Source organism: Sulfuriferula sp. (assembly GCF_054605375.1).
In genome coordinates this window covers 14,334-28,849 of the sequence record NZ_JBTSEG010000033.1, presented here as the reverse complement: position 1 = coordinate 28,849, position 14,516 = coordinate 14,334, and the positions used below count along the sequence as shown (strand labels likewise).

The window sequence follows — 14,516 nt, the reverse complement described above, 5'->3', positions numbered from 1 at the left end:
TCGTCTCCTTGAGTGTGTCGGGGACATCCCCCGCGATCAAGGATCGGAGATTTTTACGTCAGGTGCAGCAGGTGTGCGGAGAGGGTCGGTGGGTTCGGGAGCCACCGCGATAGCGGTTTAGTTCAACACATTTTCGTTCATGGATTAGCTCAACTCTGTAGTGATCTGGATCTTTGAACGGGGATATATTCAAAAATAAAATACACCGATATTAGTTTGTCTGAATATTGCCGCTACCAAGAATTCCGTGCCTAATATATCCGAAACGCCGCTTGCGCCAAAATTGCTCAAACAGGTGCGCGACCAGATGCGCACCACACATTAAAGTTTCCGTACGGATGCATTTGGTACTCAAGTGTTTTTAAACGGGGAATGCTCATTTAATTCCCCGATGTAATCGGCCACGCCCAACGATTCGCGTTCCAGAAAAGTTTCTACCGCCTCCGCAAAACGCGGGTGAGCCAGCCAGTGGGCAGAGCTGGTTTCTATCGGTAAAAATCCGCGCGCCAGTTTGTGTTCGCCTTGTGCGCCGCCTTCAAATAGCTGAATACCTCGCGAAATGCAAAATTCGATGGCCTGGTAGTAGCAGGTCTCGAAATGCAGCGCAGGTGAATAGGCATGTGTGCCCCAGTAGCGCCCATACAAGGTGGTGTTGTCGTAGAAATTTAGGGCAGCGGCAATGTCCTGTCCTTCGCGGCTGGCGACGATCATCAGCACGTTATCCGGCAGTGCATGGCCTATGCGCTGGAAAAAATCCAGATTGAGGTAGGGGGTAGAGCAATGTTCGCGATAGGTATTGTCATAGCAACCGGTGAAAAATGCCCAGTCCTCGCTACGAATGTCTGCGCCGGTTAGTTGGCGAAAGCGAATGCCCGCCTCGCTGACACGGCGCCGTTCCTGTTTGATTTTTTTGCGTTTGTCATGGCTCATCGCAGCAAGATAGGCCTCGAAACTGGCAAATCCATGGTTGAGCCAATGAAACTGTACGCCGTGACGGATCATCAATCCCGCTTGTTGTAATGCGGCACTATCCTGCGGGGTTGGAAACAGGCAGTGAAAGGATGATGCGCCGATCGCTTGCGCATGTTCGATGGCGGCATGAGCCAGTTGTACCCGGTTGGCATCGCTGTCGACCAGCAGGCGCGCTCCGCTGACCGGCGTGAAGGGGATCGCCGACAACAATTTTGGATAATAGCTCAGGCCATTGCGCTGATAGGCTTCTGCCCAGGCCCAGTCGAATACGTATTCGCCGTAGGAATGGCTTTTGGCGTAAAGCGGCATCGCGGCGACCAGATGTTCGCCTTCCCAGAGTGTCAGGTGTTGCGGCAGCCAGCCGGTTTCAGCGCTCACGCAACCGCTGGTTTCCAGCGCGTGCAGAAAGGCGTGAGAGAGGAAAGGCTGATTGCCCGCAAGTCGATTCCAGGCGTTGGCTGCAATTTCGTGCATGCCGGTCAGCACGCGAAACTGCGTTGGTTGTGGCGTGTTCATGGGTTTTCCGACACAATTCGGTTTTTGCTAAAAAACATTTCCAGCATGAATTTACACGAATATCAGGCCAAGCAGTTATTACGCGAGTTCAACATCATTACCCCGCGCGGGATTGTGGTGGAAGATCCGACCCACGCCGAACTCGCCGCGACCGGCTATCTGGGCGGTGACGCCTGGGTGGTGAAGGCGCAAATCCATGCCGGTGGTCGCGGCAAGGCAGGTGGCGTGCGGCTGGTGAAATCCATAGCCGCATTGCTGGAAGCTGCGCAAGCGCTGCTGGGCACATCTTTGGTGACTTACCAGAATGCCCCGGACGGGCAATTGGTGAGCAAGCTGCTGGTGGAAGAAACCTTGCCGATTGCGCGTGAAATGTACCTGAGTCTGCTGGTGGACCGGGAAACAGAGCGCGTCGCGGTGGTGGCTTCCAGTGCGGGCGGCATGGAAATCGAGGAAGTCGCACAAACCCAACCGGACAAGATTCTGCGTGAGTTATGCGATCCGTTGCTCGGTCTGCAGGAATTCCAGTGTCGCAATCTGGCGTTTGGTCTGGGACTTACCGGTAGCCACATCGGTGACCTGACGCGCATGCTGCGTGCGCTGTATAAACTGTTCACCGAGTCCGATCTGAGCCTGCTGGAAATCAACCCGCTGGTGATTACCGGAGACGGGCGCATGGTCGCGCTGGACTGCAAGATGAGCGTGGACGATAACGCGCTGGGACGGCAGAAAAAATTTGCCGACATGCGTGACGATACGCAAATCGACGCCAGGGAAGTCGCCGCGCAGGAAGCCGGCCTCAATTACATCGCGCTGGCCGGCAACATCGGCTGTATGGTGAATGGCGCCGGTCTGGCGATGGCGACCATGGATCTGATCAAGCTGCATGGCGGCGAACCGGCCAATTTTCTCGATGTGGGCGGGGGTGCAACGGCTGAAACGGTCGCCAAGGCGTTCAAGATCATCCTTTCGGACAGCAAGGTATGCGCCGTGCTGGTGAATATTTTCGGCGGCATCATGCGCTGCGACATCATCGCCGATGGCATTATCCAGGCGGTGAAGGAGGTAGGCGTGCAAGTCCCCGTCATCGTGCGCCTGGAAGGCACCAATGTGGAACTGGGCAAGCAAAAACTGGCCGAAAGCGGCTTATCCATCATCACTGCCGACGGCTTGACCGATGCAGCGCAACGCGCAGTTGCGGCAGTACAAGGTTCCTGACATGAGCATACTGATTAATAAGCACACCAAAGTCCTGTGCCAGGGGTTTACCGGCAAGCAGGGCACGTTTCATTCCGAGCAGGCGCTGGCCTACGGCACGCAGATGGTGGGCGGCGTGACGCCGGGCAAGGGTGGGCAAACCCACCTTGGTTTGCCGGTATTCAACACAGTGCGCGAGGCGGTGCGCCAAACCGGCGCCGATGCCAGCGTGATTTACGTGCCGGCCAATTATGCGGCGGATTCCATTATGGAAGCTGCGGATGCGGGCATCGCCGTGATCGTCTGTATCACCGAAGGTATTCCGGTACTGGATATGCTGAATGTGAAAGCGGCGTTACGTGCCAATAGTGCGAAATTGATCGGCCCGAATTGCCCTGGCATCATCACGCCGGACGAATGCAAGATCGGCATCATGCCGGGTTTCATCCACCAGCGTGGCAAGGTAGGTATTGTTTCTCGCTCCGGCACGCTCACCTATGAGGCAGTGCACCAGACTACCCGGTTAGGGCTGGGGCAAACAACCTGCGTCGGCATCGGCGGCGATCCCATCAAGGGGCTGGATTTCATTGATTGTCTGGCCATGTTCCAGGCCGATCCGGAAACCGAGGCGATCATTCTGGTAGGCGAGATCGGTGGCACGCGCGAGGAAGAAGCAGCCGACTATATCAAGCAGCACATCACCAAGCCGGTGGCCGCCTACATTGCCGGGTGTACTGCGCCCAAGGGCAAGCGCATGGGACATGCCGGGGCGATTATTGCCGGTGGCAGCGGTACCGCGAAAGCCAAGATGCGCGCGCTGGAAGCGGCCGGGGCAGTGGTGGCACAATCCCCGGCTGAAATGGGCGCGGCGGTGCAGACGGCCATGCAACGATGAAAATCGCGCTGGCGCAGATCAATTGCACGGTCGGCGACCTGGCTGGCAACGCAGCCAGGATTCGCGCTGCTGCGGCATATGCCAAGGCGGCGGGCGCGACGATTCTGCTGGCACCCGAGCTGTCATTGTCCGGCTATCCACCGGAAGATTTATTATTGCGCGATGATTTTTACGCGCAATGCGCGACGGCATTAAACAGCCTGCTGGACGCGGCACAGGGCATCACGCTGGTGGTCGGGCATCCGCTCAAGGAAGGCGCACATCGCTACAATGCGGCGTCGGTGCTGCGCGATGGAAAAATCGAGGCGATTTATCGCAAGCAGCGTCTGCCCAATGACACGGTGTTCGATGAGGAGCGCTACTTTACCGCAGGTACGCAAGCCTGCGTGTTCGAACAGGATAATGTACGTTTCGGTGTCAATATCTGTGCCGACGTGTGGGAGCAGGGCGCGGCGAGTTGCGCAGCCCAGGCCGGGGCGGAAGTGCTGCTGGTGCTCAATGCCTCCCCATTTCATATCGGCAAGCAGCAGGAACGTTATCAGGTGATGCGCGAACGTATCCACGAAAGCGGCCTGCCCGTGGTGTATTGCAATTTGCTGGGGGGGCAGGATGAGCTGATTTTCGACGGCGGCTCATTCGCGATGAACGCCAACGGCGAGCTCACCAGTCAGTTCCCGACATTGACCGAAGGCGTGTATCTGGTCGAAATGGAAGGCGTGTCGCCGCGCACCGGCGAGATCGTACCGGCCCTGGGTACCGAGGCATGCGTATACGAGGCGCTCAAGCTGGGGGTGCGCGACTATATTGGGAAAAATGGCTTTCCCGGCGTGCTGTTGGGTTTGTCCGGCGGTATTGATTCAGCGTTGACGCTCGCCGTGGCAGTGGATGCGCTGGGTGCCGACAAGGTCCATGCGGTGATGATGCCGTCGGAGTTCACCGCCGATATCAGTCTGGAGGATGCCCGTATCATGGCGACGACGCTGGGTGTGAAATACAGCGAATTACCGATCAGGAACGTGTTCGATAGCTTTCTTGAGGGACTGGCCGGTGAATTCAATGATTTGCCGTTTGACCTCACCGAAGAAAACATTCAGGCGCGCATCCGCGGCACGCTGTTGATGGCGCTCTCCAACAAGTTCGGACAGATCGTGCTGACCACAGGCAACAAGTCCGAAATGGCAGTCGGCTATGCGACGCTGTACGGTGATATGGCGGGTGGCTTCGCGGTGTTGCGTGATGTGCCGAAAACCCTGGTATATCGACTGTCCAATTACCGCAATGGCATTGCGCCGGTGATTCCGCAACGCATCATTGATCGCGCACCTTCCGCCGAATTGCGGGCTGACCAGACCGACCAGGATTCGTTGCCGCCCTACGATATTCTGGATGCGATCATCGAGCGCTATGTCGAAAAGGATCAGACGCCAGCCGAAATTGTCGCCGCAGGCTACAATGAAACAGAAGTGGCGCGCGTGATCATCATGATAGACCGCAGTGAATACAAACGCCGTCAGGCGCCCGTAGGCATTCGCATCACGCCGCGTGCATTTGGCAAGGACCGCCGTTATCCAATCACTTCCCGGTTCAAGCCGGGCTGAATTATTTTATGCAAAGGGAATGAAATGAAAAAAATAGAAGCGATTGTCAAGCCGTTCAAACTCGATGAAGTCCGCGAGGGTTTATCTGAAATCGGTGTTACCGGACTGACTGTTACCGAAGTCAAAGGGTTCGGCCGCCAGAAAGGCCACACTGAACTTTATCGCGGTGCAGAATACGTGGTGGATTTTCTACCCAAGGTAAAAATCGAATTGGTCGTGTCGGATAATCTCGTCGATCAGGCGGTGGAAACGATTGTGAATGCGGCCCGCACCGGAAAAATCGGTGATGGCAAGATTTTCGTTACCGAGGTAGAGCAGGTAGTGCGAATTCGTACCGGCGAGACCGGCGATACGGCAATTTGATATCCTTGGCGAGGCTTGCATCAAGTCTTGCCAAGGATTGCTGCATCGAATAACTCAGAGCTGCCAGAAGCGCCACCAGGGTTTGCTCTTGTCAAAATTGCCCGCCACATATTTGCTGTTCGGGAAGTTTTTTTGCAATACCCGTAGTGCATCATCACGCAAATCATTGATACCCATTTTGTCATAGGACTTAACAAGTATCGCGAGTGCCTGCTCGATCGCAGGTGAATTTGGATAATGCTCGATTGCATATTGCGCACGGTTGCTGGCTGCGACATAGGCATCACGCTTATAGTAGTACAGCGCAACGTGCACCTCATGTGAGGCCAGGGCATCCACCAGGTATTTCATGCGCGCCAGTGCATCCGGGGCGTACTTGCTGTTTGGGAAACGCGTGACCAGCTGCTGAAATGAATCGAATGACTCGCCTGCCGCCTTGGGGTCACGGTCGGTCATATCCTGATCACCAATGCGTCCCAATAATCCCTGGTCTTCGGTAAAATTGGCCAACCCCCGCAGGTAATAGGCATAATCCACATTCGGATGTTCGGGGTGCAGTTTGATGAAGCGGTCACAGGCCGCGATGGCTGAAACCGGTTCATTGTCCTTGTAATAGGCGTAGGCAACTTCCAGTTGGGCTTGTTGCGCATAGCGTCCGTAAGGATAGCGCGCTTCCAGCGTTTCGAAATATTTGATAGCCTTTTCATAGCCACCCGAATTGAGCTGGTCCTTGGCCTCAGAGTAGAGCCTTTGCGCCGACCAGCCCTGCGTTTCATCCACAGTCTTGGGTAACAGACCACAACCGGCCAGCAGTACCACCAACAAAACAAGTAAACTTCGTTTCATGACATCGCCCGTAAAACAGTTGCCAGATTATACTCTAAACACTTCTGCCGAATCCGCAATTATGGCGGAAATCCCCCTTGCCAGTGCGGGTCAGCGGCTGGATCAGGCGCTGGCTGCATTGCTGCCGGAATACTCGCGTAGCCGCATTCAGGACTGGATCAGGCATGAGCGGGTGACGGTCAATGGCCGCTTGCTGTCTGTCAAGGACAAGGTGTGGGGGGGTGAGCAGGTGCAGGTCCTGCCCGAAATGCATCCGGCTGAAGTGCCCGCTGCAGCTGAAGACATCGCGCTGGAGATTATCCATGAGGATGATGCCTTGCTGGTGGTCAACAAGCCTGCCGGATTGGTGGTACACCCAGGTAGTGGAAACTGGCAGGGAACCATGCTCAACGCTTTGTTGCACCACGCACCGCAATTGGCCGGGGTGCCGCGTGCAGGTATCGTGCACCGGCTGGATAAGGACACCAGCGGCCTGCTGGTGGTGGCGAAAACACTTACCGCGCAAACCAATCTGGTGCGCCAGTTGCAGGCGCGTAGCGTCAAGCGTGAATACCTGGCTGTGGCGCACGGACTGATCGCGCAAGACGGCAAGGTCGACGCGCGCATCGGCCGCCACCCCAGCCAGCGCACCAAAATGGCAGTGGTGCATTCCGGCCGCGAGGCCGTCACGCATTACACCGTGCTCGAACAGATGGGCCGCTACACCCTGATTCGCTGTGTGCTGGAAACCGGCCGCACCCATCAGATTCGCGTGCATTTGCAATCCATTGGTCATGCGCTGGTGGGAGATCCGGTCTACGGGCGTAACACCCAGGCCGCGGTGTTGGGCGATTTCAAGCGCCAGGCCCTGCATGCTACCCGGCTGGGATTGCTGCACCCACTTACGAATGCACTACAGGAATGGCAAGTGGAACCGCCCGCGGATTTTCAGATCCTGCTGGATCATTTAAGAACAGAGCGCGCATGAATCCAGATTGGCTCATTCCGGATTGGCCGGCACCGGCTCGCGTGAAGGCATTCGTGACAACGCGTACCGGCGGCGCAAGCTCAGCGCCCTATGCCGGGCTGAACCTGGGCGATCATGTCGGGGATGATCCGGCCAGCGTGGCACAGAACCGCGCCTTTTTGCGCACGGCGCTGCCCGCTGAACCTGTCTGGCTGCAACAGGTACATGGCATCCGGGTGTTGGACGCTGATGGCGATATCGCCTCAACCGAGGCCGATGCCAGTGTGACGCGCCGGGCAGAGCGGGTATGTGTTGTGCTGACTGCCGATTGCCTGCCGGTGCTGTTCTGCGATGTTGAAGGGAACGTGGTCGCCGCCGCGCATGCAGGTTGGCGCGGGTTGTTGGGCGGCATGCTGGAGGCGACCGTCGCTGCCATGCATCTCCCCGGCGCAGGCGTGATGGCATGGCTGGGCCCGGCGATCGGCGCGCAGGCGTTTGAGGTGGGCGACGAGGTGCGTGACGCGTTTATTGCCGAGCAACCGGCGGCTTCCGCGGCATTTGTTGCGTACCGGCCGGGCAAATGGCTGGCTGATATTCATGCGCTGGCGCGGATGCGGTTGCAGCGCATTGGTGTTACCCGCATATATGGCGGCGGCGCATGTACATACACGGAGCCTGCGCGATTTTATTCGTACCGGCGTGATGGTGTCACAGGGCGTATGGCGAGCCTGATCTGGTTGCAGCGTGATGGCTGAAGCAGTTGATTAAGCTGTTCCGGTATCGGCGTGCGGGCGGGTTTCCGGGCATCTTGCTGGTGCTGGTTTGCCTGCTGATCAGCGTGATATTCCCTGCTGCTGCGGCAGGACTGGACTATCGGGTTGAACTGGATGTGCCCAAGGCTTATCACGATTTGCTGCAAAGCAATCTGGATATCAATCGCTGGCACAATACGCAGGCTTTGAATGCCACGCAGCTGCAAAGGCTGTATCAGGCGGCACCGGACGATATCCGTAAACTTCTTGCTACCGAGGGGTTTTATTCCCCGGAAATCACGGCTTCGATTGCGTTGCGGGACAAGCCGATTCAAATACGGTTTGTTGTTGTTCCCGGCGTGCCTACGCAGGTAGAGAATATTGATCTATCCTTGCAGGGCCCGGTGGAACAGATGCCGCAGGTGCGCGACAAATTACTCGCTCACTTACGCCAGACATGGCAATTGCCCGTGGGCAGCGTGTTTCGTCAGGCGGCATGGGAATCTGCCAAGCGCGATGCCTTGAAAGCATTGCTGATCAATCGTTTTCCATCGGCCCGCATTGCTTCCAGCCAGGCTGTGGTGAATCCACAAACCCGTAAAGTTATCCTGAATGTGATACTGGACAGTGGCCCGGCCTTCAGCTTTGGCACACTGCATATCAGTGGTCTGGAGCGTTATCCGAGCAGTATTGTCGAACGCATCAACCCGATCCAGGCGGGCTCACCTTACTCACAGGCTAAATTGCTGGAATTGCAGGCGCGCTTGCAGGATACGACCTATTTCCGCAGTGTCAGCGTGTCTGCCGACACTGATCCGGCGCATCCGGACAACGTTCCGGTACAGGTGAATGTGGTGGAAAATCCGTCCAGCAAGCTCGGTTTTGGTATCGGTGTGAGCACCGATAGCGGCCTGCGCGGGCAGATCGAGTATCAGGACCTGAATATCATGCAACGTGGCTGGCGTTTCAAAACCCTGGTCAAACTTGAAACCAAACAACAATCCCTGAATACCGAGCTACAGCTGCCACGCAGTGATCTGGGCTATCTGGACAGCATCAATGCTTTTCATGAGCGCACCGATATCGAAGGCGAGACCAGTGTGCGCAGCGGTGCCGGTGTCAAGCGGCGGCGCAGCAAAGGCCGCATAGAAACTACACTGGCGGCACAGTACCAGATCGAACATCAATCCATCGCGGGCGCGGCCGGAAACAACCTCAAGGCACTCACCCTCAACTATATCTGGACATATCGCAATGTGAACAATCCGATGTTCCCGGCCCGTGGCTATGTGTTCAGCGCCCAACTGGGTGGTGCCACGCGTGCATTGTTGTCGGACCAGGATTTTGTGCGCGGCTACACGCGGGCAGTGTATTACCTGCCGGTCGGCCAGCGTGACGGTCTGATTTTTCGCGGCGAGCTGGGTGGCGTGCTGGCCAGCAGCCGAAACGGGATTCCTTCGGATTTCCTGTTTCGTACCGGTGGAGACCAATCGGTGCGTGGATACTCCTATCTGAGTCTGGGTGTGAAACAGGGGGATGCGGTCGTGGGCGGACGCTATCTCGCCGTGGGCAGTGTCGAATATGACCACTGGCTGACCGAGCGCTGGGGCGCAGCGGTATTTTATGACGTAGGTGATGCCGCAGATAGCGTACCTGATCTGCATCTGGCCCAAGGCTACGGCATTGGCGCACGCTGGAAAAGTCCGGTCGGCCCGCTCAACCTGGATCTGGCCTATGGTCAGGCGGTGCATGCAGTGCGCCTGCATTTCAGTATCGGGGTATCATTTTGATGGGTAAGCGCCAATTGGCGCGGCGCTGGGCAGGCAGACTGATAGTGTGGCTGGGCGTGCTGGTGGTGCTGGTTTCTGGCCTGGTATGGCTGGGCGGGCGTGAGCCAACATTACATCTCGGCACCCGTCTTGCGATGCGTCTGGCTGGCGGTCAATTGAGTTTTGAAGGCGTCAGCGGCTCATTGTACGGCCCGCTTAAATTCAAACGGCTGAGTATCGAAACGCCGGAAAGACGTATCGAAGCGCGAGATGTCATTCTCGACTGGTCGCCGCATGCATTATTGTATGAGCATCAGTTGCTGATCCAGAAGCTTAGCGCCGCCAGCCTCGACATTACCCTGATCAAGTCCAGTTCGGAGCCACTCAAGCTGCCTGCCACGCTGCATTTGGGATACGGGCTGGCTATCCCGGGCGCACGCATTGAACACCTGACGATACACAAGGGTACGCAAAGCTGGCCGCTGTCGCAGGTACGCTTGACGCTGACCAATCCCGACGATGTGTACCAAGGCAAATTCGGCATGCAGAGCCCGTGGGGAGCAGGCCAGGCCGAGGTCCGGCTCGCGGACACTGCACCATTTACGATCAACGGTACCCTGGATTTTGCCCGCAATGATGGTATACATGATTACGCTGCGCATAGCGTAATCAGCGGTACGCTGGCACGGCTGGATGTGCAGGGAACAGGGCAGTCGGGTGCAGCCAGCGGTCGCTGGCAGGCGTTAGTTGCACCCTTTCAATCGGCGCCGCTGCTGCAAGCGGACATCAAGGCGCGTCAACTCGATATGCGACGGCTGGGGGCTAATCTGCCGCACACCGACATGGATATCGGATTGACGCTCCAGGCAGGTAAAGCGGATACCTTCGATGGCGGGTTGAGTCTGACTAACCGTTTGCCGGGTGCAGTGGATGCCGGGCGCCTGCCCGTCAAGTCGCTGCAGGCCCGGTTTGGCGGCAAAGTGGATCAGTTTGCCTTGCAGGCACTCAAGCTTGATCTGGGAGAGGGCGGGCAGTTCAAGGGGGCGGGGGATTTGAAGCAGGGTTTGCTGTCGCTCGATCTGAATACGGCCAATTTGAATTTGCATGGCTTGTACAAAGCGCTGCGCCCCACGCATCTGAAAGGCAAGCTTGCTCTGGGTGCGGATCAGGGGGAGCAAACATTAATCGCGGAATTGACCGAAACAGGTTATCGCATCGCCCTGGATGCGCGCCACGCCGGTGATCAATTGATGATCAATCGTGCGCTGCTGGCCGCCGGGGGAAGCGAATTTGATTTCAGTGCCAAGCTGGCACTGGATGGCAAGCGCGCTTTCAGTGCCAAGAGTCAATTACGGCACTTTGATCCGTCCCGCTTTGGCGGCTATCCGGCAGCAAACATCAACGCCAATGCTACCGCCAATGGCCAGCTGGGCCCGCAACTGGGTGCCAGCGTGATGTTTGACCTGGCGAAAAGCAGTTATCGCGGCCAATCACTGACGGGGAAAGGCGCCTTCAAACTGAGTGAAAAGCGCATTTTTGATAGCGATATCGCACTGCGTCTTGGGGTTAACCGCCTCGCCGTCAAAGGCGCATTTGGTGCGGCCAAGGATCGGCTGGACTGGCATCTGGATGCCCCGAATATCGCGGCGTTGGGTCAGGGATTCGGCGGCCGCGTGACAGCCAGCGGCAATCTGGCCGGTAGTCTGGCGCAGCCTTCGGCAACTTTCAAACTGCAAGGGCAGAAGCTGGTGTGGCAGGATAGCCAGCATCTGGACAGCATCTCGGCAATGGGGGACCTGCAGAATGGAGTTAATGGTGCACTGAATCTGTCGGCGCGCCTGCATGGTTATCGCAGCGCTGATTTTGAACTCACCAGTGCCTCACTGGAGGCGCATGGCACACGTGCTGCGCATACCATCAATCTGGCTGCGCAGAATCAGCATGTCGATATGCGCGCCACGCTGACCGGCGGCTGGCGTGATGGTACCGGATGGGACGGCCGCATTCTGCGTCTGGTAAACACAGGACGCTATCCGATCGTCCTCAATGCGCCCGCCCGGCTTGCAGTTGGCGCAGGGCATGTCAGCCTCAATCAGGCAGAATTTTCCCTGGCAAATGGCCGTCTGCGCGTTGAGGACTTTGCCATGCAGGACGGGCGTATTTCCAGCCGGGGCAGCATGAATGGCCTGGATAGCGGATATTTAATGCGGCTAGCCAATATCACGCCGGGCGTGGAGAGCACGCTCATCCTGGGAGGGAAATGGCAGTTTGCAGCAAGCAATCAGGTAAATGGCAGCATACAACTGTGGCGGGAACGCGGTGACATCACGGTGCCCAGCGAGCCGAAGATCGCCTTGGGGATTCAACGTTTCGGACTCGTTTTAAAGGCAGTTGATAGTCGCATCCACACCGAACTGAACGTGCAGGGTACGACGCTGGGGGCGATTTCTGCTGCCGTGGATACAACTTTGGCACAGCGCAACGGAAAATGGGGTTTGTCAGGCAATGCGCCGTTAAGCCTGACCGGCAGTGCCAATATGCCGTCGCTGGCCTGGGTGGGCCCGCTGCTGGGCATGCCGGTTACGCTGGATGGCGCGGTACAGGCGACTGTCAGCGGTAGCGGCACGGTCAATGCGCCTGTATTAAGCGGATCGATCAATGCTGACAAACTGCGTTTTAATTATCCTGAACAGGGGCTTGCATTTACCGGTGGACAACTGCACGCCACCTTGCGTGGCGACACACTGACGCTCAACAAGCTGCTTCTGCATGCAGGCAATGGCAGTTTAAGCGGCACCGGTACGGCATTGTTGCGCGACGGAAAACCGGTCATGCAGATTGCATTGCTGGCAGACAAGCTGGCGATATTGCAACGCCCGGATCGCCAGATCACCGTGAGCGGCAAGGCAAATGTCGACCTGGCGCAGCGTCTGATTCGCGTGAAAGCGAAACTCAAGGCGGATCGCGCATTGATCGAATTGCCGCGCGACGATGCGCCGACGCTGAGTTCGGATGTGGTTGTCCTGGGGTGGAAAAAACCGCCGGCCGGGAAAGGGCTCCCCACCGCGCTTGATTTTGATCTGGAATTTGACCTGGGTGACCAGTTTTACCTGAAAGGCCGAGGCGTGGATGCGCGTCTGACCGGTCTGGTCAATCTGCATGCGCGTGACGGGGGCCTGCCCACCGCTACAGGAAGCGTACAAGTTGCCAAGGGCACATACAGTGCCTATGGCCAGCGCCTGAGCATCGAACGTGGCGTGGTCAATTTTTCCGGCCCATTGGATAACCCGGGATTGAATATCCTGGCACTGCGCAAAAATCAGACCGTCGAGGCAGGCGTGGCCATTACCGGAAGCGGTCAGGCGCCGGTAATCAAACTGGTGTCCATCCCGGATGTGCCGGATACGGAAAAGCTGTCCTGGCTGGTATTGGGGCACGGCACGGAAACCAGCAGTGCCGCGGAATTCAGCGCTTTGCAGACTGCGGCAGGCGTACTGCTCGGAATGGGTGACTCGGCCAGTCTGCAAGCGCGACTGGCTCAAGCCACTGGTTTGAGCGAAGTGGATCTGAGAGGAGGAGGCACACTGGAGAGCAGTATCCTGGTACTCGGGAAACGGCTGTCGAAAAACGTGTATCTGAGTTATGAGCAGGGTCTGGCAGGCACCACCAGTCTGGTCAAGATCAATTACACCTTGTCAAAACGCGTCTCGGTGCGCCTGCAAACGGGTAGCCAGAGCGCAGTGGACGCGTTTTATACCTTCAGCTTCCGTTGATCAGACAGCCCATTCGAAACGCATGGATAAATCCACTGCCTGGATGTGTTTGGTCAAACCGCCTACCGAAATACGCTGCACGCCGGTTCCGGCCACGCTACGTATCGTATCAAGGCTGATATTGCCGGAAGCCTCCAGTATTGCCCGGCCGGCACTCAGCCTGACCGCTTCGGACAGCATGTCGATAGAAAAATTATCCAGCAGAATCAAATTTGCACCTGCTTCCAGCGCCTGTTGCAGTTCGTCGATATTTTCCACTTCAATCTGTACGGGAACACCATCGGCAAGCAGCGCAGCGGCAGTCAAAACCTGGGCGATGCCACCGGCTGCCGCGATATGGTTTTCCTTGATCAGGATGCCGTCATAAAGGCCGTTGCGCTGATTGGCACCGCCGCCGGTCGACACTGCGTATTTCTGCGCCAGACGCAGTCCGGGCAGTGTTTTACGGGTATCCATAACGACCGCGCCGGTACCTGCAATCATTTCGACATAGCGCCTGGTAATGGTTGCGGTAGATGACAGGGTCTGTAAAAAATTCAGCGCCGGACGCTCGGCTGTCAGCAATGCTCGCGCATTGCCGTGAATTTCGCACAGCATCTGATCGACACCGATACAGCTGCCGTCGCGGGTATACCAGTGAATTTTGACGGCCGGGTCAATCTGGTGAAAGCACGCTTCAAACCATGCCTGCCCGCACAAGATGGCTTTTTCGCGGCAGATGACCGCAGCACTGGCGGTAGCGTGTTCGGGAATGAGGCGAGCTGTGCGATCACCGCTGCCGATATCCTCATTGAGTGCGGCAGCAACATTGGCATGAACGGTATCAACCAGTTCGGCAGGCAGGGAAACAGCGTGTGAGGACATGGCAGCAAAATGAATAACATTGGTAATC

At 57.2% G+C, this 14,516-nt stretch carries 11 protein-coding genes; 8 read left to right on the top strand and 3 right to left on the bottom strand.

Going from position 1 to position 14,516, the window contains the following annotated elements:
- Positions 1-351: 351 nt before the first annotated feature.
- Positions 352-1,488: a GNAT family N-acetyltransferase gene (locus tag ACYCZJ_RS14340; protein WP_461554914.1), complete on the bottom strand. Its 1,137-nt coding sequence runs from the start codon at positions 1,486-1,488 to the stop codon at positions 352-354.
- A gap of 45 nt (positions 1,489-1,533) precedes the next feature.
- Between ACYCZJ_RS14340 and sucC the strand changes: the two genes are divergently transcribed.
- From sucC to ACYCZJ_RS14320, 4 genes are read left to right on the top strand one after another with little or no spacing between them, the layout of a single operon-like run.
- Entirely contained in the window at positions 1,534-2,703 is a 1,170-nt protein-coding gene (gene sucC, locus ACYCZJ_RS14335) for an ADP-forming succinate--CoA ligase subunit beta (RefSeq protein WP_461554913.1), read from the top strand.
- A 1-nt stretch (position 2,704) separates the two neighbouring features.
- Positions 2,705-3,577 carry a succinate--CoA ligase subunit alpha gene (gene sucD, locus ACYCZJ_RS14330; RefSeq protein ID WP_461554912.1) on the top strand — a complete coding sequence of 291 codons (873 nt, stop codon included), beginning with the start codon at positions 2,705-2,707 and terminating at the stop codon, positions 3,575-3,577.
- Positions 3,574-5,175 (top strand): NAD+ synthase, encoded by a 1,602-nt coding sequence (locus tag ACYCZJ_RS14325; protein ID WP_461554911.1) that lies wholly within the window; start codon positions 3,574-3,576, stop codon positions 5,173-5,175. Before sucD ends, ACYCZJ_RS14325 begins: the two co-directional genes overlap by 4 nt.
- A 24-nt stretch (positions 5,176-5,199) precedes the next feature.
- Positions 5,200-5,538 carry a P-II family nitrogen regulator gene (locus ACYCZJ_RS14320; protein ID WP_461554910.1) on the top strand — a complete coding sequence of 113 codons (339 nt, stop codon included), beginning with the start codon at positions 5,200-5,202 and terminating at the stop codon, positions 5,536-5,538.
- A gap of 54 nt (positions 5,539-5,592) precedes the next feature.
- On the opposite strand, the gene ACYCZJ_RS14315 is transcribed toward ACYCZJ_RS14320, so the two are convergent.
- Complete coding sequence (locus ACYCZJ_RS14315) at positions 5,593-6,384, bottom strand: outer membrane protein assembly factor BamD (protein ID WP_461554909.1); 792 nt, start codon at positions 6,382-6,384, stop codon at positions 5,593-5,595.
- A gap of 61 nt (positions 6,385-6,445) precedes the next feature.
- Here ACYCZJ_RS14315 and rluD point away from each other — a divergent pair, with 61 nt between their 5' ends.
- The 4 genes from rluD to ACYCZJ_RS14295 are packed head-to-tail and all read left to right on the top strand — an operon-like array spanning position 6,446 to position 13,624.
- On the top strand, positions 6,446-7,351 hold the full coding sequence (rluD, locus tag ACYCZJ_RS14310; RefSeq protein WP_461554908.1) for a 23S rRNA pseudouridine(1911/1915/1917) synthase RluD: 906 nt from the start codon (positions 6,446-6,448) through the stop codon (positions 7,349-7,351).
- Entirely contained in the window at positions 7,348-8,085 is a 738-nt protein-coding gene (gene pgeF, locus ACYCZJ_RS14305; protein WP_461554907.1) for a peptidoglycan editing factor PgeF, read from the top strand. The genes rluD and pgeF overlap by 4 nt, the downstream gene beginning before the upstream one ends.
- A gap of 5 nt (positions 8,086-8,090) precedes the next feature.
- A complete protein-coding gene (locus tag ACYCZJ_RS14300; protein WP_461554906.1) occupies positions 8,091-9,872 on the top strand; it encodes an autotransporter assembly complex protein TamA in 1,782 nt (593 codons plus the stop codon).
- Positions 9,872-13,624, top strand: coding sequence for a translocation/assembly module TamB domain-containing protein (locus tag ACYCZJ_RS14295; RefSeq protein WP_461554905.1), 3,753 nt, complete (start codon positions 9,872-9,874; stop codon positions 13,622-13,624). Before ACYCZJ_RS14300 ends, ACYCZJ_RS14295 begins: the two co-directional genes overlap by 1 nt.
- Here ACYCZJ_RS14295 and nadC read toward each other — a convergent pair whose 3' ends face one another.
- The gene (gene nadC / locus ACYCZJ_RS14290; RefSeq protein ID WP_461554904.1) at positions 13,625-14,488 is read right to left on the bottom strand and encodes a carboxylating nicotinate-nucleotide diphosphorylase; all 864 of its coding nucleotides are present in this window, start codon (positions 14,486-14,488) and stop codon (positions 13,625-13,627) included. It abuts the gene before it with no gap.
- Positions 14,489-14,516 lie beyond the last annotated feature (28 nt).

What these genes read in the sequence shown, in the direction of transcription:
- ACYCZJ_RS14340 (WP_461554914.1), bottom strand. Translation starts at nt 1,488, where the DNA reads ATGAACACGCCACAACCAACGCAGTTTCGCGTGCTGACCGGCATGCAC.
- sucC (WP_461554913.1), top strand. Translation starts at nt 1,534, where the DNA reads ATGAATTTACACGAATATCAGGCCAAGCAGTTATTACGCGAGTTCAAC.
- sucD (WP_461554912.1), top strand. Translation starts at nt 2,705, where the DNA reads ATGAGCATACTGATTAATAAGCACACCAAAGTCCTGTGCCAGGGGTTT.
- ACYCZJ_RS14325 (WP_461554911.1), top strand. Translation starts at nt 3,574, where the DNA reads ATGAAAATCGCGCTGGCGCAGATCAATTGCACGGTCGGCGACCTGGCT.
- ACYCZJ_RS14320 (WP_461554910.1), top strand. Translation starts at nt 5,200, where the DNA reads ATGAAAAAAATAGAAGCGATTGTCAAGCCGTTCAAACTCGATGAAGTC.
- ACYCZJ_RS14315 (WP_461554909.1), bottom strand. Translation starts at nt 6,384, where the DNA reads ATGAAACGAAGTTTACTTGTTTTGTTGGTGGTACTGCTGGCCGGTTGT.
- rluD (WP_461554908.1), top strand. Translation starts at nt 6,446, where the DNA reads ATGGCGGAAATCCCCCTTGCCAGTGCGGGTCAGCGGCTGGATCAGGCG.
- pgeF (WP_461554907.1), top strand. Translation starts at nt 7,348, where the DNA reads ATGAATCCAGATTGGCTCATTCCGGATTGGCCGGCACCGGCTCGCGTG.
- ACYCZJ_RS14295 (WP_461554905.1), top strand. Translation starts at nt 9,872, where the DNA reads ATGGGTAAGCGCCAATTGGCGCGGCGCTGGGCAGGCAGACTGATAGTG.
- nadC (WP_461554904.1), bottom strand. Translation starts at nt 14,488, where the DNA reads ATGTCCTCACACGCTGTTTCCCTGCCTGCCGAACTGGTTGATACCGTT.